This window comes from Chlorobaculum thiosulfatiphilum (assembly GCF_006265165.1).
In the GTDB taxonomy this organism is placed as follows: Bacteria; Bacteroidota; Chlorobiia; order Chlorobiales; family Chlorobiaceae; genus Chlorobaculum; species Chlorobaculum thiosulfatiphilum.
This window is the reverse complement of record NZ_VDCH01000005.1, coordinates 72238-95210: the sequence shown is the minus strand read 5'-3', so window position 1 is coordinate 95210 and position 22973 is coordinate 72238. Positions and strand designations below refer to the sequence as shown.

Sequence of the window (22973 nt, the reverse complement as noted above, 5' to 3'; positions counted from 1 at the left end):
AGACAATTTGTTATAATTCAAGGTTAATCATTATTACCGACCCCCATTAACCGACGACCGTATCATGTCCGAAAGCCGTGCAATGAACAATGATCACTGGCGGGAACTTGAAGAGTGGCGAGGCAAAATCGACGAGATCGATCGGCAGGTAGCCGCCCTCCTGTGCCAGCGTTTGCAGTTCGCCGGAAATATCAGCGCCGTAAAATCGAGGATGGGCGAAACCGTCCTTCAGCCGGAGCGCGAGAAAGAGGTGTTCATCAACGTCCTCAGCCACGCGGATTCTCCGCTGATGAACCAGGCGATCGAAAATATCTACCACTGCATTCTCAATGAGTCGCGCCTCTTCCAGCAAGAGTGCAAGGACGGGCGACAAAACCTTTCCGCCCGATAATTCGCAAGCTCCCATGCCTCCCCGGAAATCCCCCCGCCGTTCAACCTCGCTGAAGGTTACGCTGCTGGCCATCGTGGCCGCCTTGGCGGCCCTCCTGTTCGTACCGGGCGTCAACACGATGCAGCCGAAGGAGGAGCAGGCGGCGATCACCATCCACCGGGGCGAGGGGTTCCGGCAGATCGTCGAAGCGTTGCATGATGCCGGAGCGATCCGCTTGCGCTGGCCGCTGATTGCCGCCGGAGCGCTGATTCCGCCGCTGCACAAGATCAAGCCGGGCCGATACCTCCTCTCCGGCAATTATTCAACAGTCAGCCTGCTCTGGCACTTGCATTCGCACCCGCAGGACGAGGTTCGGATCATGATTCCGAACGGCTTCGAGCAGCGCAAAATCGCCCGGATCATCGCCCGGAACCTCGACATCGATTCCACCGCCTTCATGGCCGCCTCGCGCGACCAGCAACTGCTCGCCTCGCTCGGTATCGAAGGCGGGAGCACCGAGGGCTATCTTTTTCCCGGCACCTACAACTTCGCCTGGGGCAGTACGCCGAAAGAGGTAATCACCTTCCTTGCGGGCCGATTCCGGGCGTTTTACTCCGACAGCCTCAAGCAGGCGGCGGCGAGCGCGGGATTTGACGAAAACCGCCTGCTCACGCTGGCATCGATCGTCGAGGCCGAAACGCCAATCGACGCCGAGAAACCGCTCATCGCCAGCGTTTATCTGAACCGGCTGAAGAAAAAGATGCGCTTGCAGGCCGATCCGACGGTGCAATACGCCATTCCGGGCGAAAGCCGTCCGCTCTATTACAAGGATCTCGCCATCGATTCGCCCTACAACACCTACCGGAACGCGGGACTGCCGCCCGGGCCGATCTGCAACCCCGGCGAAACGTCGATCCGCGCGGTGCTGAATCCGGCGAAGACCGGCTATCTCTACTTCGTGGCGAACGGGCGGGGCGGACACACGTTCGCCACGACCCTCGACGGACACGCCCGCAACGTCCAGCTCTACCGTGCCGCAAGAAAAGCGCAGCAAAAGAGCGCGAACGGCAGCGAGCGCTGAGGAATGGCGCCGGATATGTCGCGGATGCCGGATAATATGTATATTCACACATTCATTTACCGTTAATTCCACCAACCAACTCACAGGGAAATGCAGAAAAAGACGTTGTCTGACATATCGTTACAGGGAAAACGCGTCTTGATGCGAGTCGATTTCAACGTGCCGCTCGATCAGGACAGAAACATAACCGACGAGAAAAGAATCGTGGAGGCGCTGCCCTCGATTCGCAAGGTCATCGACGAGGGAGGTCGGCTGATTCTGATGTCGCACCTCGGCAGGCCGAAAGGCAAGCTCAATCCGGCATTCTTCCTCGCTCCGGCGGCAAAGCGCCTCTCCGAGCTGCTCGACTGCCCCGTGACGATGGCTGGCGACTGCATCGGCACCGAGGTGATGCAGCAGGTGCTCGCCCTTCAGGACGGCGAGGTGATGATGCTCGAAAATCTGCGTTTCCATGCCGAAGAGGAGGCGAACGATCCGGACTTCGCCAGGGAGCTGGCTTCGCTGGGCGAAATCTACGTCAACGACGCATTCGGCACCGCGCATCGCGCGCACGCCTCGACCGAGGGCATCACCCACTACGTGCAGACCGCCGTTGCAGGCTACCTCATCGAAAAGGAGCTGCGCTACCTCGGCACGGCGCTCAACGACGCGCAGCGCCCGTTCGTGGCGATTCTCGGCGGCGCGAAAATTTCCGGCAAGATCGACGTGCTGGAAGCGCTCTTCAACAAGGTCGATGCCGTGCTCGTCGGCGGCGCGATGGTCTTCACCTTCTTCAAAGCCCAGGGCCTCGACGTCGGCAACTCGCTGGTCGAGGAGAACAAAATCGAACTGGCGCTCTCCCTGCTCGAGAAAGCCAAAGAAAAGGGCGTCCGCCTGCTTCTTCCCGAAGATGTGGTAGTGGCCGCTGAGATTTCCGCCGACGCGGAGTCGCGTGTCGAGCCGGTAACAGCCATCTCCGAAGGGATGATCGGTCTGGACATCGGCCCGGCAACCATCGACGCTTACACCAAAGAAATTCTGGGCGCGAAAACCGTGCTCTGGAACGGCCCGATGGGCGTCTTTGAAATCGACCAGTTCGCCGCCGGAACCTTCGCCGTCGCCAGGGCGCTTGCCGACGCAACCGCCGGGGGTGCGGTCACGATCATCGGCGGAGGCGATTCGGCCGCAGCCATCGCCAAGGCCGGCCTGTCGGACAACGTGACGCACGTCTCCACCGGCGGAGGCGCGAGCCTCGAATTCCTCGAAGGCAAAGAGCTTCCAGGCATCGCCGCCCTGAACGATTAGGCCCTGACAGGCATTGATCGTCACGGAAGCGACTTCCGTACCGTACGAACAATCATGGGCGCTTCTGAAAAATGGCTCAATTCCGAGCCGCATGTTTTCAGAAGCGCGCTCATTGAAAACTCACCTGAATGACCCGATACGACCAGCCATACATGCCCGGCGGCTTCCAGGTGATGCCGCCGGCCATCAAGGCGATCATCATTGCCAACGTGATCGTGTTTCTGTTCCAGAATACCGCTTTCGGCCCTTTTCTGACGACGGTTGGCGCGCTTTGGCCCATTGGCTCCCAAAATGCCGGAGAGTACTCTTTCCACCTCTGGCAGCCCTTCACCTACCTTTTTCTGCACGGAAGTTTCACGCACATCTTCTTCAACATGTTCGCGCTCTGGATGTTCGGCGCGGAGATCGAAAACTACTGGGGCACCAAAAACTTCGTCATCTATTACTTCGTCTGTGGCGTCGGCGCTGCGGCGATCAATCTTCTGGCGACCATCGGCAACGCCTATCCGACCATCGGCGCATCCGGAGCCATTTTCGGCATCCTGCTCGCCTTCGGCATGATGTTTCCCGAACGCTACATCTACCTCTACTTCCTGCTGCCGGTCAAAACGAAGTACTTCGTGGCCGGTTACGCGCTGATCGAGTTCCTCGCGGGCCTTGGCAACCGAACCATGGGCAGCGGCAGCAACGTCGCCCATTTCGCGCACCTCGGCGGAATGCTCGTGGGCTTCATCTACATCATGATCCGGCGCAACGACGGGTCGGTCAGCCGGATGTTCCGGAAGTTCTCTTTTCCGAAAAAGCAGAAAGGCCCAGTACTCTGGCAGGGCGGCGCGGATGACGATGTTTCGGAAGCCGAGATTGACAGGATTCTCGACAAGATTTCGAGCAGGGGTTACGACTCCCTGACGGCGGAGGAAAAACGCAAATTACTCAAAGCGGGAAAACGCTGATCCTCCGACGGCGCAAACCTGCACGAGAATCACTACGGGATGAAAAGCAAAAAGGAAGGGCGCATTTTCGAGCGCGCCCGCAAAGCAGCCGAACAGACCCTGCGTGACCCTGAAAAAATCAGGAATGTCATAGACACCGCCCTGCACATGGCTGGAAGCGCGAGCACATCGTCGCCATTCCACGAACTCAGCGACAAGTTCCAGGCGCTCGTCCGGCTCGTTCGCGCCTACGTCAATCGCCAGTACCGGATTGTTCCCTGGCAGACGATCACCCTTGCCGTCACGGCGCTGATCTACTTCGTCAATCCGCTCGACGCGATTGCCGACTTCCTGCCTCTGGTCGGCTTCTTCGACGACGCCGCCGTGCTCACCGCCGTGCTCGCCTCGATCAACCACGACCTCACCGCTTTCCTCGAATGGGAAAAAAGCGTCGCTCAAAACCCGTCAGAGCCGATGCCGAGGGTGATCGATGCTGATTTTGAAGAGGTGAAGGAGGAGATTTCCTGAGCGAGGTTTTGTGCCGTGTGGACGTTGTGGACTTGGTGGACAGGAGAGAAGGCAAGAAGAAATCAATGGCTATGCGGGAAACTGCTCAAATTCGAGCGCTAAAGGCGGACATTACCACGCTGGAGGTCGATGCCATCGTGAATGCGGCGAACACTTCGCTGCTTGGCGGCGGAGGCGTTGACGGGGCGATTCACCGGGCGGCGGGGCCGGAGCTGCTCCGCGAGTGCCGCACGCTTGGCGGGTGCCGAACCGGCGAGGCGAAGATCACGAAAGGCTACCGGCTGCCCGCAAAGTTCGTCATCCACGCCGTCGGCCCGGTCTGGCGCGGCGGCAACCACGGCGAAGCCGGGCTGCTCGCCTCGTGCTACCGCAACTCGATGAAGCTCGCCGCCGAAAACCACTGCCGCTCCATCGCCTTTCCCTCCATCAGCACCGGCATCTACGGCTATCCCATCGAACAGGCCGCAGCCATTGCCGTGGCGACCGCGCGCGAAATGCTCGCGGATGAATCTGGCATCGAAGCAGTGCTCTTCTGCTGCTTTTCCGACCATGACCTCGTTATTTACAACAAACTTCTCGCCGCCGAATAGCGGCTTCTCGTCAGGACACCCTTGCGGCAAACACGGCCAGGCGTCCAGAAAAAACCGATCCCCCGGAACGTCGGGGGATCGGAATCAATCTGTAGATGCGAGCGAAAGCGCGTCACTTCGGAGCATTCGGCCCGTTGGGCGAGTTCAGACCGCTGCCATCGGAAACACCATCGCCAGACTGCGGAGCCGAGCCGAATGGCCCGTCAGGCTCGGATGGAGGATTTCCCGGCGGCTCGTCTGCCGTGACTTTCACCACCTCGCCGGTAACAGGATTCGGAATCATGATTCCACCCCCGCCCGCCAGCGCCGGCGACGTCCCGGCAACGAAAAACAGCGCCGCGATACCGGCTGCAAAAAATCGTTTCATTGCTACCTCCTTTTTTCGGGTTACATCGAAAAAGAGCCACAAAAGCAATTGACACTGCAAGTTATGCAATGAAACCTGTTGTCGGAAAGATGAATAGAACGAAGCTCCCTCATTTCACGGCATTCTGACGTCATGAGTAACTTTTTCTCGGGAAATAGCCGTCGCGGAGCGTCCACACCGCCGTCATCGTCAGCGCTTCGCCGTCAAAGACGATCTGGCGACTCTGTTTGTCTGACCGTTTTTTCAGGTTGCTCGTGACGTTCATCCAGCGGATGGTTTGCTCGCCGGTGCGCTCGTCCGTCTGGCGGATGACGAGAAAGACATCGACCGGCTGGTTGAGCCAGTAGCTGAGATGGCGTTCGTTCTTCACGTCGAAGATTTCCTTCCCATCACTCCGGCGAGTGCGCAGATACGAATTGCCGCTCTTGAGCTGTACGTAGATTTTCCGACCGCTCGGCTGGCCGTTGTCGTCCCGGAACTCCACCTCGCCGTCGATGCCGTAGTCGAACATGCTTGTCGGGCAGCAATTGATAAAAATACAGATAGTCCGGCACCGTTGACAACAAGTGCGTCAGGCCACAACTATTTCTGTTAAGCAAGCAGCATCGCCTCGCCAGTGTTAGCACGTTCAAAGAGAAGCTGTAAAAGATCCAGTTTTTCACGAACTTCGTTGGCAATGCTTCCGGGCTCCACATATGCCACTAACCTGTGCAACTCACCTTTTTTTAGAAGCATGGCATGGCCCAGCTTACTCGCAAGGCGACGGAAAAACTCCTCTGCGAAATCGCTGAGCTTGAGCCGCTTCGTCTCGGCCGTCCAAACAAGACGAGCGGCTTCCGGGGGCGATTCTCGCCAAGCTTTAAAATCAGCCTGATTTCCGGTAAAGACTCGATCAAGGATCAAACCGGACAGTACCTCTTCGACCTCATCAGAATAACTGCCAAACAATGGCATATCCGAATAAGCGTTGGTGACATAGTTTTTCAACACCGCAGGTGTGATAAAATAATTCTCAGCCTCATAGCGAAGCCAATAGACAATTTTCAGTCCATTACTCTCTGAGTTCTGGCGATTGCGCCCGTCATTGTCAAGAATGGCAAGCCCCTTCAGCTCACCAAGCATTTTACGGAGTCCGTGGAAATGTTTTTCAGGAGAAATACCAAATCCACCCTCGACACGCTCAAGTTCCGCCTCGATATCCCGGTCTGGAAAGTTGTTCTGAACATAGTACGTGTTGATTCGCTCGTCCCACACCTCCAGTACCGGATGATTGATTCGCTCTGCAAAAGCGCGCAACATATCAATGTCGGTACCACCCTCGACATAAAGCACATAGCCACGCTCCCGCGCCTTGAGGTAATGTTCCGCGCCAAAATGCTTCAGGGAATTGGTAATCTGGGACTTTGCCGCAAGGTCATCGGCCCGACCGTCAAGAAGAAGCGTCAGATTGTGATCCAGAGCCTCTTCCAGAATCACCTCTGAATGAGTCACCATAACAACCTGGGATTGATTGTCAGCAGCGATTTCCCGCAGCAGTACATACACCTGCTTTTGCCGCAGAATTTCAAGATGGGCATCCGGTTCATCGACAAGTATCACGCTTCCTTTATGAGAAAAAAGATAGGCAAAGATCAGAAGCATCTGTTGATAACCGCGACCGGACATTGCTATGTCAAAAGGCTCCTTCACCCCCTTCTGACTATAATAAAGCTCAATGCTTCCGCGAGTGTTCTCTTTTGGCACATCCAATTCAACTGAAAACAATCGTTTTATCAATTGCCGGATTCGCTGCCAATCCTCCGGCGAGTCTTTGAAAACCATCAAACAGAGATTACGCAACACCTGCGCAGTTTGCCCCTGACCAAGCAACACATCGATTCGTCCCGGTTGCAGAATAGGCTCTTCAGTCTCCAGTCCGGACATAGGATAGAGCAGCTCTACATTGATCCTGGCCGCAGCCTCCAGCAATTCCATCCGATCGATCACAGCGCCAACCGGAGAGCAATACACCAACTCATCCCCCTGATTGCGAAAACGCATCGAAACAGGTTCAATCTTATTGTCATGCATGACACCGACGGTGATAAGCAGAGGAATATCCTTGTTCCCTGTTCGAACCTGCGTGTTATGCCAGAAGTATCGGGTACGCTGAACCGGAACCGCAACGATGTTCAGTCGGTTAAGCGCTGTGGCGGTGCGCTCCTTCGCGCCTGAATTTCGTTTGGCATCCAGCCATGTCTTCAATGCCTGGGACCAGAGCGCAATAGCCTGAATGGCCGTTGTCTTGCCGCAATTATTCGGCCCGATCAGCACCGCCGGATGATCCAGCTCTATGCGCTGTTTGTCACCAAACCGCTTGAAGTTCTCGATTTCGAGATAATGTAAAAGTCGCATCGGATAACCCCTTTGGTGGTTTCTTTTTTCCACACATCGATTTTTCCCGTCACGACAAAGGCAAACAAGGCAGTACGATACTCGTCCCGTTTGTGCGGCCCATAAAGCAAATCGCAGATGCTCCAGATATGACTGACGATTTCCTTATACCATGAGTTCCCGCTGTGCTGGTGACGTAGATAATCGATTGGGACACAACAGCCAACATACGGAAATTCAGGGTATTATGCCTATCCAAGAAAGGTCGGCAAACAGCTAAGAGATTGTCCTCAATAAAACCGCCTTGAAAAGTAATATTTCGCAAACCTGAAGGCAATCACCCACTCGTCGAACCACACCCGCAAGCCCGCCAAACGCAACCGCCCGGCCAGCGCCCGCACCCGCGGCTTGTCAGCCTTGTTGTGGCTCAGAAAAACATCGTATTGAAACGCAGTGCTCATCGAAAACTTGTAAAAGGTTGTGATGGCAGTAGTTGTCGCGCTTTCAAAAATCAGGGGGATAGCGCTTCAGTGAAACGCCTGTAATATACCGAATCAAATCCCGAATGAACCGGTTATTTCCCTCCATCTGGCAGCCCGGCAAGCGCAAAGCATCAAGGCGATAACGCGGCCCGGCTGAATCGAAATCGCCTTTCCCGACAAACGTGTTGGCAACGATTTTGCCGGCATCCTCTGGAGAACTGCCGGGACGGCTCATCCTTCCGAAAGAATCGCCCCCGTTCGACGTCCAATCTGTTGATTTTCCGGCTTTTTGCGCCTCGGCTCGCTCCGGGTTTTCAGGCTGGAAAATCGTACATTGCAGGCTGGCGTTGCATTGCAACTTTTTGCCGGTTTGTTTTTATTTGTCCAACGAAAAAAGGTTGCCATGATGAAGAGAGTACATTTGATGCGGGCGCTGCTGATCGCTTTGGCGGCGGTGACGATGTTTTTCGGAACGGCTCGCGCTGGCTGGGATCCGGCTGACGGGGCGAATTCCGAGCGGACGATTGGCCAGTTCAGGAAAGCCGATCCGTCTCTTGAGCGTTTCTTTTCAAGGGCTTACGGGTATGCGGTCTTTTCCGATATTTACAAGGGCGGCATAATATTCCTCGGCGGCGGGCACGGCCAAGGCGTGGTGTTCGAGCAGGGCCAACCCATCGGCCAGTCAACCGTGACGATGGTCAATATCGGGCCGCAGCTTGGCGGACAATCGTTTTCCGAGATCATTTTCTTCAAGGATCGCGACGCGCTGGTCAATTTCACCAATGAGAATTTCGAGCTGAGCGCTCAGATTGCCGTCGTGGTCGTCAAGGCTGGCATGGCCACCAACACCGACTACTCGAACGGCGTGGCCGTTTTCGCCATGCCTAACGCGGGCCTGATGGGCGAGCTCACCGTTGGCGGCCAGAAGTTCACGTTCGAGCCATTCCGGTAATGCGGTCGGCATTCGACAAGGTTTTTATCACTATCTCATTTTCTGATGAACTATGAAATCGTCGTGGGCCTCGAGGTCCACTGTCAGCTCAATACAGAAAGCAAGGCCTTTTGCGGCTGCTCCGCGAAGTTCGGCAAGTCGGCCAACACCAACGTCTGCCCGGTCTGCCTGGCCCTGCCCGGCGCGTTGCCGGTGCTGAACGCCCGCGTGGTGGAGGATGCCGTAAAGCTTGGCCTGGCAACCGGTTGCACCATCGCCCGCCACTCGATTCTGGCGCGAAAGAACTACTTCTACCCCGATCTGCCGAAGGGCTACCAGATTTCGCAGTACGAAGAGCCTATCTGCTCGGAGGGGATGCTCCACGTCGAGACCGACGAGGGGAGCAAGGATGTGCGCCTGGTCAGAATCCACATCGAGGAGGACGCGGGCAAGTCGATCCACGACATCGGCGACGACACCTACATCGACGTGAACCGCTGCGGCGTACCGCTGCTCGAAATCGTGAGCTACCCCGACATGCGCACCTCGAAGGAAGCCTCGGCCTACCTGCAGAAGCTGCGCCAGATCGTCAAGTACCTCGGCATCTCCGACGGCAACATGGAGGAGGGGAGCCTGCGCTGCGACGCCAACGTGTCGGTGAGGCCTGTCGGCGCGACCGAGTACGGCACCCGCACCGAGATCAAGAACATGAATTCGTTCCGCAACGTCGAGCGGGCCATCGAGTACGAAGCCAAACGCCACATCGAGGTGATCGAGGGCGGCGGCGTGATCGTGCAGGAGACGCGCCTGTGGGACGCCGACAAGCTCGAAACGCGCTCGATGCGCGGCAAGGAGCACGCCCACGACTACCGCTACTTCCCCGATCCCGACCTCGTGCCGGTGCTGGTGGATGACGGCATGATGCACCGGATGCGCGAGGAGCTGCCGGAGTTTCCGGAGGATCGCGCGGCGCGTTTCGTCTCGGAATTCGGCATTCCGGCCTACGACGCCGGGGTGCTCACCGTGGAGCGCGAACTGGCCGACTACTTCGAGGCGACGCTGAACGTTTCGGGTGACGCAAAGGCCTCGTCGAACTGGGTGATGGGCGAGGTGATGCGTACGCTGAAGGAGAAGTACCTCGACATTCACGAGTTCGCCATTTCGCCCGAACGGCTCGGCGGCCTCATCAAGCTCATCAACGCGGGCGCGATCAGCAACACCATCGCCAAGCAAGTGTTCGAACTCATGCAAGAGGACGAGGCGACGCCGGAAGCGATTGTCGAGCGTGAAGGACTGGCGCAGGTTTCGGACACCGGAGCCATCGAGGCGTCGATCAAGGAGATTCTCGATGCGAACCAGAAGCAGCTCGAACAGTACCGCAGCGGCAAGGCGCAGCTCTTCGGCTTCTTCGTGGGCCAGTGCATGCAGAAGATGAAGGGCAAGGCCAACCCGAAGGTGGTGAACGACATCCTCAAGTCAATGCTGGAGGGGTGATTGCACTCTTACGGGGGTCGCCTCGCAAGAGAATGGTTGTCATTCTGAACGAAGTGAAGAATCCAGCGTTTTTTCAGACAGTACGCTAATCGACTGATTAGCAATGCTTTACGAAGCCTGCTTGGATTCTTCACCCGACTGCGTCGGACTCAGAATGACATCCGACGGATGCAGGACGGCGAAAGAGCTGATTCCGGTTCGATCCGTCAGCTCTCCATGCCGAACAGGTCGGCGGGTTTCGGAGGTTCGGGTTTCGCCGGTTTCGCGGGCTTTTCCGGCTGGGCGGCGGCTTGATCGGGATTGATCGTTTCGAGCTTCTTGCGAGTATCCTGCAAGCGCTTGCGGCACTCCCCGGCAACCGAGAGGCCCTCTTCGTAAAGCGCGATGGAGTTTTCCAGCCCGGTTTCGGGATTTTCGATCTGGCCGGTCAGCTCTTCGAGGTGCTGGATCAGCTCTTCGATGGTCGGGGCGGTTGTCTGCTGTGATTTTCTGGAGGCGGCCATCGGTCGGTCTGGTTTAAGATTCAGAGTAACTTAGGTAACGATAGCGATTATTACAAAAAGGATGGCAGCGTGAAGTTTGTCGATAGTGCGAAAATCTCGGTGAAGGCCGGCAACGGCGGTCGGGGTAGCGTGAGTTTCAGAAGAGAGAAGTACGTGCCCAAGGGCGGACCCGACGGCGGCGATGGCGGGCGTGGCGGTCATGTGTATCTGCGCGCCAACCGGCAGCTCGCCACGCTGCTGGACTTCAAGTACCGCAAATCCTACATCGCCGACCAGGGCGAACACGGCATGGGCGCGCGCAAGACCGGCAAGGATGGCAAGGATGTCGTCATCGGCGTGCCGTGCGGCACGGTGGTGCGCAATGCCGAAACCGGCGAGGTGATGTGCGACATGGTCGAGGACGGGCAGGAGGTGATGATCGCCAAGGGCGGTCGCGGCGGCTGGGGCAACCAGCACTTCGCCACGGCGACCCGGCAGGCGCCGCGCTTCGCGCAGCCCGGCGAGCCGGGCGATGAGTTCGAACTCGAAATGGAGCTGAAGCTTATGGCCGATGTCGGCCTGGTCGGCTTACCGAATGCGGGCAAATCGACGCTGATCTCGGTGCTCAGCGCGGCGCGTCCGAAGATCGCCGATTACCCGTTCACCACGCTCGTGCCGAACCTCGGCATCGTGCGGTACGAGGATTACAAATCCTTCGTCATGGCCGACATTCCGGGCATCATCGAAGGGGCCGCCGAGGGGCGCGGGCTGGGCATCCAGTTCCTGCGTCACATCGAACGCACCAAAACGCTCATCATCATGGTTCCGGCCAATTCGGAGGATATTGCCGCCGAGTACGCCACGCTCCTGAAGGAGCTTGAAAAGTTCGAGCCAACGCTGCTCTCCAAGCCGAGACTCGCGGTGATCACCAAGATGGACATCGCCCCGGAAGAGTTCGCCATCCCTGAGCTTGAAAAAGGGGTCAAGGTACTCGCCATTTCGAGCGTGGCCGGTCAGGGCCTCAAGGCGCTCAAGGACGAGCTGTGGAGGCAGGTCTCCGTTCAGAACCCGTCACCCGAGGAACATGCCGGCAACTGATACCTGCGTCAGAAACGCGCAACTGGCCGACGCTTCCGCTATTTCGCGGATAACCGAGGGCTACGCGGGCGAGGGAATCATGCTCAAGCGCCCGGTCGAGAATATCATCGAGCATATCCGCGATTTTTTCGTGGCGGACTACAATGGGCGGGTCATCGGCTGCTGCGCCATCGCCTTCTACACGGTGAAGCTCGCTGAAATCCGCTCGCTCGCCGTGCTCGACGAGTTCCGCAGCAAGGGCATCGGGCGGCTTCTGGTCGAAAAGGCCGAGGCCGTGCTCACCGAGGAAGGGGTCAAAGAGGTGTTCGTCCTGACCCTGAATCCCGGATTTTTCAGCAAGATGGGGTACAAGCAGATCGAAAAAGAGTATTTTCCCCAGAAGATCTGGCGTGATTGCACCAATTGCCCGAAACTCATGGCGTGTGACGAAATCGCCATGGTCAAAACGTTGTGAGGCCACTCCGCAGTCAAACAGCCATAACCATTTAACCGACCAGTATCAGTGATCGTCAAGGAAGTGATCATCAGGAACAGCGCGGGACTGCACACCCGGCCAGCGGCGGCGGTCGTCAAGCTCGCCTCGAAATTCAAGTCCGAGTTCTTCATCGAGATGGATGGCTCGGAAATCAACGCCAAATCGATCATCGGCGTCATGAGCTTGGCCGCGCCCAAAGGGTCGCGCATGGTGCTCAAGCTGGAGGGCGAAGACGAAACGGAAGCCGCCAGGCACCTCATCGAATTTTTCGAACAGGGGTTCGGCGAAGCGTAACAGTCAAAGCCGAATCAAACCGGGAGCCGATCCCTTGACCCCGCTGCGGATAGCGCTGCTCAGCCCCTTTCCTCCGCTCAAAGGGGGAATCGCCCGATTCAGCGACGAGCTTGGCCGGGCCTTCGAGGTGGCGGGTTGCGAGGTCGTTCCACTGCCTTTCCGGCGACTCTACCCCCGATGGCTCATGAAAGGCCGCCCGGCAACGGAGCTTGGCGCTCAGGCGGTGGAATCGACGCCGCTCTCCCTCGATCTCGTGAATCCTTTCACCTGGTTTTCGGTGGCCCGCAAGCTCCGCGAGTTCAAGGCCGACGTGCTGCTCATCGCGTACTGGAGCGCCATTCTCGCGCCGCTCTGCGCAATGATGCGCCGAGCCTCCGGACTGCCAACCGTGGTGCTGCTCCACAATTTCACCTCGCATGAATCCATTCCGGGAGAGCCAATGCTGAAGCGTTTGCTGGTTTCGTCCGCCGACGGCTTCATCACCCTCTCCCGCGCCGTCGAGTCGGAGCTGCGGGCCTTCGCTCCGGAGGCGCGGACGCTGCGCCTGTTCCATCCGCTCTACGAACGGCAAACGCCAGCTCCCGCCAAAGCCGACGCGCGGCGCTCGCTCGACCTGCCGGAGGATGCGCCGGTGCTGCTCTTCTTCGGCTACGTCCGCGAGTACAAAGGACTCGACACGCTGCTGGAGGCGATGGCCGCCGTGCTGCGCGAGCTGCCGTCGGCGCGGCTCGTCGTGGCGGGGGAGTTCATTCTCGGCTCGTCGCGCTTTCGGGAAGAGGCCCGGCGGCTCGGCATCGAAGGCGCGGTCGTGTTCCGCGAAGGGTACGTGCCCGCGAGCGAGGTCTCGACGCTGATGGCCGCCGCCGACGCCGTCGCGCTGCCCTACCGCTCGGCCACGCAGTCGGGCATCGTGCCGCTCGCGCTGGGGCACGGCGTACCGGTGATCGCCTGCAACGCGGGCGGCCTCGGCGCTCAGATCGAGCACAAGCGCACCGGCTGGCTCGTCCGCGAAGAGGGGGCCGGGGCGCTGGCCGAGGGGATCGTCGAATTTTTCGGCGAGCGCGAGCGCCTGCCGTTGGCGGCGGGGATCGACGAATTTCGCCGCCGCAATTCGTGGCGCGAGTTCGCCTCGCAGGCGGCGGCGTTTCTCGAAACGTGCAGCCGGAGGAGGTCGGCATGAGCGGCGAAAAAACAGCGCTGATCGTGCTGAACTGGAACGGCGCGCGGGATACGCTCGCCTGTCTCGCCTCGCTCACGAAGGTCGAAAGCCCGGCGTTCACCACGCTGCTCGTGGACAACGGTTCGAGTGATGGCACGGTTGGTCTTGTCCGACAAGCTTTCCCGCAGGTCGAAATTCTCGAACTTCCCCGCAACCTCGGCTTCGCGGGGGGCAACAACGCTGGCTTCGCCTCGCTGCGCGGGCGCGGCTTCGACAGCGTGGTGTTCCTGAACAACGATACGGTCGTCGATCCCGGCTTCCTCCAGCCGTTGCTCAATGAGTTGCAGAAGCCGTGGGTCGGCATCGCCGCGCCGAAAATTCTCTACATGGACGATCCGGGACGCATCTGGTACGCGGGCGGCGTACTCAAACCGGCGACGGGGCTGATCGAGCACACCGGCATCCGCCAGCCCGACGGCCCGCGCTTCGACGCGCCGAAGCCGGTCGGCTACGCCACCGGATGCTGCCTCGCGATGCGGCGCCGCGACTTCGAGGCGGTGGGCGGCTTCGACGAGCGGTTCCGAATGTACGGCGAGGATGTCGATCTCTCGATGAAGATTCGCGAGCGCGGCCTCGTGGTGATGTACCAGCCCGCGTCGCGCCTTTGGCATCGCGTGTCGGCCTCGTCGGGCGGCGAGATGAGCCTCGGCAAGCAGCTCCGCAAAAGCGGCGCGGCGATGACGCTTTTCGCCAAGCACGGCATATTCGGCGGCCTCCTGCTCTATCCGCTGCTCCTGCCGCTCCGGACGCTCTTCGCGCTGCTGCGCTTCCAACTGTTCCGGCGAGCGTCATCGCAAGAGCGGGAGGGAGCATGACGGGCGGGCAGGAGTTCCGGACGGTTGTCGATCAGACGTGGAGCGCCGATCCGGCGCACCGGATGCGGTGGGAGAAGAGTCTGGCGTTTGTCCGGGCGTCCGGCGCAATCCCGCTTCCCGTGCGGGCGGGCCTCGACATCGGCGACCGCACACCCGCGACCGCCATGCTCGAAGCGCACTTCGGCTGCCGGTTCGACACGACCTCGGTCGATCTCGACACCGAGCCGCTGGATCGGGCAAAAAGCTATCCGGTGGTGACGGCGTTCGAGGTGATCGAGCACCTCTACAACCCGCTCCACCTGTTGCTCCAGATTCGCGACGCGCTCGATCCCGCGCCGTCGGCGCGCCTCTTTCTCTCGACTCCGGCGTGGAAACCGGCCTTCCTGCAAAGCCCCGACCACTTCCACGAAATGCCGAAACGCTCACTCGACGCGCTCATCGCGAGGGCCGGATTCGAGGTGGCGCGGAGCGCGGAGTTCGGCATCCGCTCGCCGCTCTTTTGCCTGCGCGGCGTCCGCCCGATGTTGCGGTGCATCTTTGAAAAAATAAGGATTTACGAACTTGCGGCGCGGCGGTAACGACAGCGCGGAGCGGATCGATCTCGTCTGGTTCTCCGAAATCCAGTGGGATTTTCTTTCGACCCGAAAGCAGCGGCTGCTCGCCCGTTTTCCGGAAGCGTGGCGCATCCTCTTCATCGAGCCGTTCGCCGTGGGCCGCCGGAGCCACTGGCTGCCGGTGAAGCGTGGGCGCGTGACGGTCGTGACGGTGCCGTTCCTCAAAACCATTCCGCCGGGCAAGCCGCAGCTTTTCGACAACGCGCTCATCCGGTGGCTCGTCACGCAGGCAGGGCGAACGCTTGCCGCCTTCTGGGGCCGGGCGCTCGGCTTCGCCTCCGCCGACCGGATCATCGGCTTGAGCAACATCTACTGGGGCGAGGCGGCGGCCTCGATGCCGTGCCGGTTGCGCTTTTACGACGCCAACGACGACCACCTCGGCTTCACGCCCGGCCAGCCGTGGCTGCGCGAATCGATGCAGCGATTTGTCGAAAAGGCCGACGTGATTTTCTCCGTGAGCGATCTGCTGCTCGACAAGCTCAGGCCCCGTCCGGAGCAGCGCTGCGTCGAACTCGGCAACGGCGTCGAGTTCGAGCACTTCGCCACGCCACGCGTCGATATCCCGCCAGAGCTTGGCGGGTTGCCGCGACCGATCCTTGGCTACGCGGGAGCGATGGACTGGCTCGACGCCGATCTCGTCGCCTCGCTCGCCCGCGCGTGGCCGGAGTACAGCGTCGTGCTCGTCGGCCCAGCGTACGCGCGTGACTGGGCGGAGCGGCACTCGGCGCTCTTCGGCCTGCCGAACGTGCACTGGGTCGGCAAGGTGGCCTACGACGAGCTTCCGGCGTGGGTGCAGCGCTTCGATCTGGCGCTGATGCCGCTCGAACGGAGCGCACTGAAGCGGGCCTCGAATCCGAACAAGCTCTACGAGTACGCGGCGGCGGGGGTGCCGATTCTTGCCATCGACTATTGCGATGCCGTCCGGAAGGCGAGCGGCGTGGCGCATGTGGCCGCGACGCCTGAGGAGTTCGTGCGGCTCGTGCCGGAGGCGCTCGACGACGGGCGGCGGGCGGAGCGGCAGGCGTTCGCCCGGGCGCACAGTTGGGACACGCTCGCCGCCGCGATGGCGAGCGAGTTGCGCGACGCCATGCAGCGGAGGCGGACGTGAAGCGCGAGGTGACTATCGCGCGGGAGGCCGGTATTTCGATGGCCGGGTTAGTGTTCGGGCAGGCGGTGCGGTTCGGCTACAATCTTGCCGCCGCGCGGCTGCTCGGCGTCGATGCGCTCGGCGTGTATGCGCTCGTGGTCGCGGTGCAGCAGGTGGCCGAGGTGATCGCGATTGGCGGCTACGACCTGGGTCTCTTGCGCTTCGTCAACCAGCGCCAGGGCGAGGCGAGGCGGCAGACCATCGCCGCCGCCATCAAACGAACTTCGCTTGCGGCCCTCTTCGCGGGGCTTCTGATCGCGCTCTTCTCCGGCCAACTCGCCTCGCTTCTGCACGGCGGCGGGCTGTTGCGCATGACGCTGCTCGCGGTCGCCTTGGCGCTGCCATTGTCGGTGACGGCAAACATGGCCGGGTTCGCCATTCAGGCGCATCAACGCCTCATGCCAAAAATGGTGGCGACGCAAATCATCATGCCCGGACTCTTTCTCTTCTCGATGCTTGCCGCCCGCCAGCTCTGGGGACGCGAGGCCGCGTTGGCGCTGCCCTTCGTGATCGCGCCGCTCGCGGCGATGGCGTGGATTCTGCCGGGCTTCAGGCGGATGACCGGCGTCGAGCTGAACGATGTGCTCCGCGCCGGGAGCAACCGGGAGCTGAACCGCTTCGCCCTGCCACTGCTCGCCGTGGCGTTTTTCTCGATCCTGTCGCACTGGATCGACGTGGTGATGCTCGGCTTTCTGACCGACGTTGGCACGGTCGGCCTCTACCAGCCCGCCGCCCGCACGGCGGGACTCTTGCGCTCCGTCTTGCTGGCCTTTTCCGGAATCGCCGCGCCGATGATCGCCGCCTGTCACGGACGGCAGGATTACGGCGGCGTCCGGGCGACCTACGAGATGGTCACGCGCTGGACGCTGACGCTGGTCATGCCGCCGTTCCTCCTGCTCGCGCTCTTTCCCGCCGAAGTGCTTTCGGTGTTCGGCAAGGGATTCGGCGACGGAGCGGTGGCGCTCGTGCTGCTCTCCGTTTCATCGCTGCTGCTGGCGTGGTTCGGCCTCGGCAGCACGGTGCTCGCCATGAGCGGCGGCGAGCGACTGAGCATGATGAACCAGGCCGTGGCGCTGCTGCTTCAGGTGCTCTTGCACTGGCTCTTGATTCCGCGATTCGGGCTGAACGGCGCGGCGCTCTCGACGCTGATTGTCATGGCGCTCTTGACGCTCGCGCGGATGGCGGAGCTGCGCCATCTGCTGGGGATTCCGTACCTCTCCGCCGCGCTCTGGAAGCCGACGGCGGCGGGCGTCGCTGCCGGGGCGGTGATGCTTGGCGTCCGGTACGCCGCGCCGCCTCTGCCGCCGCTGGCGCTTCTCGCGCTCGCCGGGGTGACAGGCACGGCGCTCTACGCGCTGCTGATCCGGGCCTTCCGGTTGGAACCGGAGGAGACGGAGGTTATTTTCAAGCTCTTTCCTTTTCTGAAACGTAACCGGTCGAACGAAGCTCCGTGAAAAAAGTTGCCTGGCCATACCTGGCCGCCATAGTCCTGTTTGCCCTTTTGCTCGCCGTTCCCTTCGGCCCGATGCTCACGTTGCAGTTCGTGCCGGGATCGCCCGACAGCGTCACGCCAATGGCGCTCGACCGGGCACTCCAGGCGTTGCAGGCGCAATCCGGCCACTACCCGCTCTGGCAGCCCTGGACCTTTTCGGGAATGCCGACCGTGGCGGCCTTCAGCTATCTGAGCGGCCTCTATCTGCCAAACCAGCTCTTCGGCTTTTTGCATCTCGACCCGATCTACATCCAGCTCCTGCACCTCGTCTTTGCCGGAATGGGCGGCTTCGCGCTCGCGCGGCGGCTGGGTCTCGGCAGCACGGCGGCCTTCCTTGCCGGATCGGCTTTCATGCTCAATCCCTACATGACCGCCATGCTCGCCTACGGGCACGGCAGCCAGCTCATGACGGCGGCGTACATGCCGTGGGCGCTCTGGGCGGCGATTCGCCTCGCTGAACGCGGCAGCCTCGCCGATGCCGGACTCTTGGCGCTCGTGCTCGGCTTGCAGCTCCAGCGCGCCCACGTGCAGATCGCCTGGTATTCGTGGATGCTGGTCGCGCCGCTGCTTGCCTTGAAAATTCTGGTCGAAAAGCGGGAGGGGGTCTCGAAAATAAAGAGCGGCGGACTCGCCCTCGCGGCGCTTGCGCTCGGCGTGGCCATCGCCTTGCAGGTCTATCTTCCGGCGCTCGGCTACCTGCCCTTCTCGGCGCGTTCCGGCGCGGGCGACGCCGCCGAGGCGTATCGCTACGCCACGCTCTGGTCGATGCACCCCGCCGAACTTCTCACCTACCTCATGCCCGGCGCGTTCGGCTTCGGCGGCGTCAGCTACTGGGGCTTCATGCCCTTCACCGATTTTCCGCACTACGCGGGCCTCGTCGTGCTGGGCCTGGCCATCGCCGGAGTCGTGGCTGGCCGCCGGAAGCCGATGGTGCTTTTCCTCGCCGCCATGACGGCGCTGGCGCTCCTGCTTTCGTTCGGCAACTTTTTCAGCCCGGTCTATGACCTCTTCTACCACTTCGCGCCAAAGTTCAGCTCCTTCCGGGTGCCCTCGATGGTGCTGATTGTCGTGGCGCTCTGCCTCGCGCTGCTCGCCGGTTACGGGCTACAGGCGTGGCTCGACAAGCCGCTCGACGACTCCGCGCCGTTGCTCAAATGGGGCGGAATTGCCGTCGGCGTGGCGGCGGTGCTCTTTCTCTCCTTTGAAGGCGGACTCGAACAACTGCTTCGCGCTGCGTTTCCGCCCGTGCCGATCGACAACTACGATCTGGTGACGATGGTCGGCAACCTGCGCTGGGAGCTGTGGCGCGGCAGCCTGTTCGTGCTGATCGTCGCCTCGGCGGCCATTGCCGGATTGCTGTGGCTCGCCGCGCGGAAGATGATCGGCGCGCAAGCGGCGGCTATCGCTCTGGTCGCGCTGTCGTGCGCCGACCTCGGCTGGATCGACCATCGCATCGTTTCGCCCAACGAGCGCTCGCTACGGGCTTCGCCGCTGGTGGAGCGCGCCTCGCTCGACCGGGCGCTCGAAGAGGACGACGTGACCCGCTTCCTCGCCAGCCGCGAGGGGGCGTTCCGCATCTATCCGGTTGGCCGCCTCTTCGCGGAGAACAAGTTCAGCCTCGCGGGCGTCGAATCGGTTGGCGGCTATCACGCCGCCAAGCTCGGCCTGTATCAGGAGCTGCTCGCCCGCACCGATAACCTCGCCAACCTCGACGTGCTCCGGATGCTCAACGTCCGGTACCTCCTCAGCCCCGCGCCCATCAGTGATCCCGCCCTGAAGCCGGTGTTCGCCGGAAAGCTGAACCTCGTCTCCGGCGAAGTGCCGGTCGCGGTTTATGAGCTTGCGGGCACGATGCCAAGAGCCTGGTTCGCGCCGTGGGCCGCCGCCGCAGAGAGCGATGGCGAGGCGACCGAGGCGGTGATGGCCGGGCGGAGCGCCGACGGCGGCGTTGCCGTCACCGGAGCGCCGTGGCGGGGCGTGAAGCGCTTTTCGGGCGGCGAAGTGCTCTCGATGCAGCGCAGTGCCGAGTCGATGGCGCTGAAGGTTCGCGCCGAGGGCGAGGCGCTCGTCGCGGTAAGCGAAGTCTTTTATCCCGAACGCTGGAAGCTCACGGTCGATGGCCGCGAGCATGAGACGCTCAAGGTCGATGGCGTCATTCGCGGCGTCGTGGTGCCGCCGGGCGAGCACGAGGTGCGCTTCGTCTATGACCGGAGCCGTTTCGAGACGGGCCGCGCGGTCTCGCTCGCTGCGACGCTCCTGTCGCTCGGCCTCATCGTTACCGGCGTCGTCGCGGGACGCGGAAGGTCGAAAATCTCGAAAGCCACCAAACCATCGGGCAAACCGTGAGCAAAGTTCTGATTCTAACCCGCAACTTCCCGCCCTACGTCACCGGCGGCGCATCGAGGGCCTGGAAGTTCGCCTCCAATTTCGCCGCCATCGGCTGGTCGCCGGTTGCCGTCGCCCCTCCCGCCATCGCCGGCATGGCGACGGGCGTCAGCTCCGGCGCGAACGGCGTCAGCGAGTTATACCGTACGGCCCCCGACCTCGACGCGGGCGACCTCGATGCCGCCGCCCGCTGCGCGCTCCTGCACGGAAGGGAGGCGCCTGGCGCGAGCCGTCCGTTCAAGGGCAACCTGGCCCGCCAGTTCAAAAGCGTGACCGATGGCTCGCTCTGGCAGAAAAGCGCCGAAGCTACCGTCGAGCAGTTGCTCGAACAGGATCCGGAGATCGACCTGCTCTACGCGCAAGGCCCGCCGCTGGAGCCGCTCATGCTCGCGCTCAACGTCACGAGGCGGCGCTCGCTGAACCTCATGCTCGACATCACCGCGCCGCTCGATCCGGCGATGCCCGCGCCCGGCGCATCCCGCTCCGCCGCCGCCAAAGCCGAAGAGCACATTCTGCTTTCGGGCGTACCCCTGCTGACGCCGAACCGCTTCCTCAAGGAGTACTTTCTGAAGAAGTACCCGGGTCGGCTCGATTATAACCATGTGACTATCGTGCCTCCGGCCTTCGATCCGTCGCATCCGGCCTTCCGGCGGCAGGAGTCGAAAACGCCCGGAACGGTGCTGCGCGTCGCGCTGCTGGTGGACGAGTTGCCCAAGGGCGACCTCAAGGCGCTCCTCGCCGGTCTCGATGCGTGGATTCGCGCCGACGGCATCGCGGCGGGCGGAGTCGAACTGGCGCTCTTCGGCGATGGCGTACCGGAGCTGCTGCGCCGCGCCGCAAAAAAGCCGATCCGGCAACTCTTCGTTCTCGATGAAACCGGCGGCATCGACCGCGAACTGGAGACGTGCCGAAACACGGCGTTCTTCTGCGCCGTGCTCAGCAACAGCGCCGCCAGCACGGTCGTCGTGCCGGATCGGCTAATCGATGCGCTCGGCATGGGGCTGCCGCTCTGCGCCGTCGCGCCCGAAGGTGAAGCAGCGCGGCTGGCAGTCGAGTCCGGCGGCATGTGCGCGCCCGCCGGAAACGCCGGAGCGATCATGGAGCTGTTCCGCGCGATGGCCTCCGGCTGGTCGTTCGGCAACCTCCAGGCAGCGCCCGACTGGCTCCGCGAACGACACACCATCAGCACCGTCATGCAGGAGCTGAGGCGAGCCATCGCCAGCCAGCCGCTGATCTGACGGAGCGCCCGGCGGAGGCCATCGCGCAGATGCGCTGATGCAAAAGCAGGATTAACCAGCGAGGACTTTCCTATGAAAAACGATATGCCAGCCCTGCATCCGGCTCACGCAACCCGCCACCGGCGGAAGAGCGAAAAAAAGGTGCTTCGCAGCCGCCACAAATCGATTGGCCAGCCGCCGGGTTCGCTCATCCATATCGGCGAGCAGAAGGTCGAAAAAACCGAAATCACAGCCATCGGCTACGACGAAAAGCAGGCTGTTACGCTTTCCGTCGGCAACGTCGAGGAGTGCCTCGCCCTGAAGGAGCGCTTCAAGGTGCTCTGGATCGATGTCGCCGGACTGCACGAGACCGGCGTGATCGAGAAGATCGGGGAGCTTTTCGGCATCGATCCGCTGACGCTGGAGGACATCTTGCACACCGGCCAGCGCCCGAAGGTGGAGGATTTCGAGCGCTATCTCTACCTGACGCTCCAGATGCTCGACTTCAACCAGGAGCACGGCGAAGTCGGCCATGAGCAGTTGAGCGTCGTCGTCGGCCCCGGCTGGATCATCACCTTCCAGGAGAGGCCGGGCGACATGTTCGACCCTGTCCGCCAGCGCATCGACAGCCCGAACGCCAAGCTCAGGAAGCACGAGGCGGACTTTCTGGCCTACACGCTCGTCGATGCGGTCGTGGATCACTACTTCTCGACACTCGAAGAGATCGAAAACCGCATCGACCTGCTCGACGCCGACCTGGTGGCCACCTTCAGCCAGGAGAGCTTCAACGCCCTGAACGCCCTCAAGCGGGAGCTGATCATGTTCCGCAAGGCTGTCTGGCCGCTGCGGGAGATCATCGGCAGCATTTCGCGCGACGACTTCGCGGTGGTTGGCGACCTGGTGGAGCACTACTTTCGCGACGTCTATGACCACGTCATTCTGGTGATCGACACGGTCGAGGTGTTCCGCGAGATCGTCACGAGCATGCACGAAACCTGGCTGGCGGGGGTCAACAACCGGATGAACGAAATCATGAAGTTCCTCACCATGATCGCCACGATCTTCATGCCGCTGTCGTTCATCGCGGGTGTTTACGGCATGAACTTCCGGAACATGCCGGAGCTGAACCTCTGGTGGGGCTACTACGCCGTGCTTGGCCTTATGCTGCTGATCGTCTTCGGTTTCCTGAAATACTACCGGTCGAGAAAGTGGTACTGAGCAAGCGCAAGGCGATGATTGGGAACACGTTGTCCGCAACGAACACGACCTGACGGAAATCCGCGAATACATTCCGGAACGACCG

The 22973-nt window shown here is 61.2% G+C and carries 25 protein-coding genes; 19 read left to right on the top strand and 6 right to left on the bottom strand.

Annotated elements, in window-relative coordinates; all coding sequences use genetic code 11:
* Positions 1-64 precede the first annotated feature (64 nt).
* From FGF66_RS04095 to FGF66_RS04070, 6 genes are all read left to right on the top strand, one after another.
* Entirely contained in the window at positions 65-391 is a 327-nt protein-coding gene (locus FGF66_RS04095) for a chorismate mutase (protein ID WP_139456425.1), read from the top strand.
* 13 nt (positions 392-404) lie between these two features.
* Complete coding sequence (gene mltG / locus FGF66_RS04090) at positions 405-1451, top strand: endolytic transglycosylase MltG (protein ID WP_139456424.1); 1047 nt, start codon at positions 405-407, stop codon at positions 1449-1451.
* A 90-nt stretch (positions 1452-1541) separates the two neighbouring features.
* On the top strand, positions 1542-2735 hold the full coding sequence (locus FGF66_RS04085) for a phosphoglycerate kinase (RefSeq protein WP_139456423.1): 1194 nt from the start codon (positions 1542-1544) through the stop codon (positions 2733-2735).
* 128 nt (positions 2736-2863) lie between these two features.
* Positions 2864-3688 (top strand): rhomboid family intramembrane serine protease, encoded by an 825-nt coding sequence (locus tag FGF66_RS04080; RefSeq protein WP_139456422.1) that lies wholly within the window; start codon positions 2864-2866, stop codon positions 3686-3688.
* A gap of 39 nt (positions 3689-3727) precedes the next feature.
* A complete protein-coding gene (locus tag FGF66_RS04075; RefSeq protein ID WP_139456421.1) occupies positions 3728-4195 on the top strand; it encodes a YkvA family protein in 468 nt (155 codons plus the stop codon).
* A gap of 71 nt (positions 4196-4266) precedes the next feature.
* A complete protein-coding gene (locus FGF66_RS04070) occupies positions 4267-4785 on the top strand; it encodes an O-acetyl-ADP-ribose deacetylase (protein ID WP_139456468.1) in 519 nt (172 codons plus the stop codon).
* 112 nt (positions 4786-4897) lie between these two features.
* Here the strand turns inward: FGF66_RS04070 and FGF66_RS04065 are convergent, their stop codons facing one another.
* The 5 genes from FGF66_RS04065 to FGF66_RS12585 all read right to left on the bottom strand — a co-directional run bounded on the left by FGF66_RS04065 (position 4898) and on the right by FGF66_RS12585 (position 8365).
* Positions 4898-5152: a hypothetical protein gene (locus FGF66_RS04065; RefSeq protein ID WP_139456420.1), complete on the bottom strand. Its 255-nt coding sequence runs from the start codon at positions 5150-5152 to the stop codon at positions 4898-4900.
* Between the two features lie 130 nt (positions 5153-5282).
* Positions 5283-5663 (bottom strand): DUF4365 domain-containing protein, encoded by a 381-nt coding sequence (locus FGF66_RS04060; protein WP_139456419.1) that lies wholly within the window; start codon positions 5661-5663, stop codon positions 5283-5285.
* A gap of 80 nt (positions 5664-5743) precedes the next feature.
* Positions 5744-7579, bottom strand: coding sequence for an AAA family ATPase (locus FGF66_RS04055; RefSeq protein ID WP_211341972.1), 1836 nt, complete (start codon positions 7577-7579; stop codon positions 5744-5746).
* Positions 7580-7815: 236 nt separating this feature from the next.
* Positions 7816-7986: a toll/interleukin-1 receptor domain-containing protein gene (locus FGF66_RS04050; protein WP_170181202.1), complete on the bottom strand. Its 171-nt coding sequence runs from the start codon at positions 7984-7986 to the stop codon at positions 7816-7818.
* A 43-nt stretch (positions 7987-8029) separates the two neighbouring features.
* Positions 8030-8365 (bottom strand): hypothetical protein, encoded by a 336-nt coding sequence (locus FGF66_RS12585; RefSeq protein WP_170181201.1) that lies wholly within the window; start codon positions 8363-8365, stop codon positions 8030-8032.
* 48 nt (positions 8366-8413) lie between these two features.
* On the opposite strand from FGF66_RS12585, the gene FGF66_RS04035 reads away from it, so the two are divergent.
* Positions 8414-8959, top strand: a complete 546-nt coding sequence (locus tag FGF66_RS04035) for a lipid-binding SYLF domain-containing protein (protein ID WP_342779635.1) — start codon at positions 8414-8416, stop codon at positions 8957-8959.
* A 45-nt stretch (positions 8960-9004) separates the two neighbouring features.
* A complete protein-coding gene (gatB, locus tag FGF66_RS04030; RefSeq protein WP_139456415.1) occupies positions 9005-10432 on the top strand; it encodes an Asp-tRNA(Asn)/Glu-tRNA(Gln) amidotransferase subunit GatB in 1428 nt (475 codons plus the stop codon).
* A gap of 206 nt (positions 10433-10638) precedes the next feature.
* Here gatB and xseB read toward each other — a convergent pair whose 3' ends face one another.
* The gene (gene xseB, locus FGF66_RS04025) at positions 10639-10935 is read right to left on the bottom strand and encodes an exodeoxyribonuclease VII small subunit (protein WP_139456414.1); all 297 of its coding nucleotides are present in this window, start codon (positions 10933-10935) and stop codon (positions 10639-10641) included.
* 69 nt (positions 10936-11004) lie between these two features.
* On the opposite strand from xseB, the gene obgE reads away from it, so the two are divergent.
* From obgE to corA, 11 genes are all read left to right on the top strand, one after another.
* The gene (gene obgE, locus FGF66_RS04020) at positions 11005-12012 is read left to right on the top strand and encodes a GTPase ObgE (protein ID WP_139456413.1); all 1008 of its coding nucleotides are present in this window, start codon (positions 11005-11007) and stop codon (positions 12010-12012) included.
* Entirely contained in the window at positions 11999-12466 is a 468-nt protein-coding gene (locus FGF66_RS04015) for an N-acetyltransferase (RefSeq protein ID WP_139456412.1), read from the top strand. The genes obgE and FGF66_RS04015 overlap by 14 nt, the downstream gene beginning before the upstream one ends.
* Positions 12467-12514: 48 nt before the next feature.
* Entirely contained in the window at positions 12515-12781 is a 267-nt protein-coding gene (locus tag FGF66_RS04010) for an HPr family phosphocarrier protein (RefSeq protein ID WP_139456411.1), read from the top strand.
* Between the two features lie 34 nt (positions 12782-12815).
* Positions 12816-13961 carry a glycosyltransferase family 4 protein gene (locus FGF66_RS04005; RefSeq protein WP_139456410.1) on the top strand — a complete coding sequence of 382 codons (1146 nt, stop codon included), beginning with the start codon at positions 12816-12818 and terminating at the stop codon, positions 13959-13961.
* Positions 13895-14815, top strand: coding sequence for a glycosyltransferase family 2 protein (locus FGF66_RS04000; RefSeq protein ID WP_342779634.1), 921 nt, complete (start codon positions 13895-13897; stop codon positions 14813-14815). The genes FGF66_RS04005 and FGF66_RS04000 overlap by 67 nt, the downstream gene beginning before the upstream one ends.
* Positions 14812-15393 carry a methyltransferase domain-containing protein gene (locus FGF66_RS03995; protein WP_139456409.1) on the top strand — a complete coding sequence of 194 codons (582 nt, stop codon included), beginning with the start codon at positions 14812-14814 and terminating at the stop codon, positions 15391-15393. The genes FGF66_RS04000 and FGF66_RS03995 overlap by 4 nt, the downstream gene beginning before the upstream one ends.
* Positions 15377-16537, top strand: a complete 1161-nt coding sequence (locus FGF66_RS03990) for a glycosyltransferase (RefSeq protein WP_170181200.1) — start codon at positions 15377-15379, stop codon at positions 16535-16537. The genes FGF66_RS03995 and FGF66_RS03990 overlap by 17 nt, the downstream gene beginning before the upstream one ends.
* Positions 16471-18030 (top strand): oligosaccharide flippase family protein, encoded by a 1560-nt coding sequence (locus FGF66_RS03985; RefSeq protein WP_246046557.1) that lies wholly within the window; start codon positions 16471-16473, stop codon positions 18028-18030. The genes FGF66_RS03990 and FGF66_RS03985 overlap by 67 nt, the downstream gene beginning before the upstream one ends.
* Entirely contained in the window at positions 18027-20414 is a 2388-nt protein-coding gene (locus tag FGF66_RS03980; RefSeq protein ID WP_139456407.1) for a hypothetical protein, read from the top strand. The genes FGF66_RS03985 and FGF66_RS03980 overlap by 4 nt, the downstream gene beginning before the upstream one ends.
* Positions 20411-21691, top strand: a complete 1281-nt coding sequence (locus tag FGF66_RS03975; RefSeq protein ID WP_139456406.1) for a glycosyltransferase family protein — start codon at positions 20411-20413, stop codon at positions 21689-21691. Before FGF66_RS03980 ends, FGF66_RS03975 begins: the two co-directional genes overlap by 4 nt.
* Positions 21692-21763: 72 nt before the next feature.
* Positions 21764-22888, top strand: a complete 1125-nt coding sequence (corA, locus tag FGF66_RS03970) for a magnesium/cobalt transporter CorA (RefSeq protein WP_246046555.1) — start codon at positions 21764-21766, stop codon at positions 22886-22888.
* Positions 22889-22973: the final 85 nt, after the last annotated feature.

What these genes read in the sequence shown, in the direction of transcription:
- mltG (WP_139456424.1), top strand. Translation starts at nt 405, where the DNA reads ATGCCTCCCCGGAAATCCCCCCGCCGTTCAACCTCGCTGAAGGTTACG.
- FGF66_RS04060 (WP_139456419.1), bottom strand. Translation starts at nt 5,663, where the DNA reads ATGTTCGACTACGGCATCGACGGCGAGGTGGAGTTCCGGGACGACAAC.
- FGF66_RS04070 (WP_139456468.1), top strand. Translation starts at nt 4,267, where the DNA reads ATGCGGGAAACTGCTCAAATTCGAGCGCTAAAGGCGGACATTACCACG.
- FGF66_RS04080 (WP_139456422.1), top strand. Translation starts at nt 2,864, where the DNA reads ATGACCCGATACGACCAGCCATACATGCCCGGCGGCTTCCAGGTGATG.
- gatB (WP_139456415.1), top strand. Translation starts at nt 9,005, where the DNA reads ATGAACTATGAAATCGTCGTGGGCCTCGAGGTCCACTGTCAGCTCAAT.
- xseB (WP_139456414.1), bottom strand. Translation starts at nt 10,935, where the DNA reads ATGGCCGCCTCCAGAAAATCACAGCAGACAACCGCCCCGACCATCGAA.
- FGF66_RS04035 (WP_342779635.1), top strand. Translation starts at nt 8,414, where the DNA reads ATGAAGAGAGTACATTTGATGCGGGCGCTGCTGATCGCTTTGGCGGCG.
- corA (WP_246046555.1), top strand. Translation starts at nt 21,764, where the DNA reads ATGAAAAACGATATGCCAGCCCTGCATCCGGCTCACGCAACCCGCCAC.
- FGF66_RS04085 (WP_139456423.1), top strand. Translation starts at nt 1,542, where the DNA reads ATGCAGAAAAAGACGTTGTCTGACATATCGTTACAGGGAAAACGCGTC.
- FGF66_RS04015 (WP_139456412.1), top strand. Translation starts at nt 11,999, where the DNA reads ATGCCGGCAACTGATACCTGCGTCAGAAACGCGCAACTGGCCGACGCT.
- FGF66_RS04095 (WP_139456425.1), top strand. Translation starts at nt 65, where the DNA reads ATGTCCGAAAGCCGTGCAATGAACAATGATCACTGGCGGGAACTTGAA.
- FGF66_RS04065 (WP_139456420.1), bottom strand. Translation starts at nt 5,152, where the DNA reads ATGAAACGATTTTTTGCAGCCGGTATCGCGGCGCTGTTTTTCGTTGCC.
- FGF66_RS04050 (WP_170181202.1), bottom strand. Translation starts at nt 7,986, where the DNA reads ATGAGCACTGCGTTTCAATACGATGTTTTTCTGAGCCACAACAAGGCT.
- FGF66_RS03995 (WP_139456409.1), top strand. Translation starts at nt 14,812, where the DNA reads ATGACGGGCGGGCAGGAGTTCCGGACGGTTGTCGATCAGACGTGGAGC.
- FGF66_RS04075 (WP_139456421.1), top strand. Translation starts at nt 3,728, where the DNA reads ATGAAAAGCAAAAAGGAAGGGCGCATTTTCGAGCGCGCCCGCAAAGCA.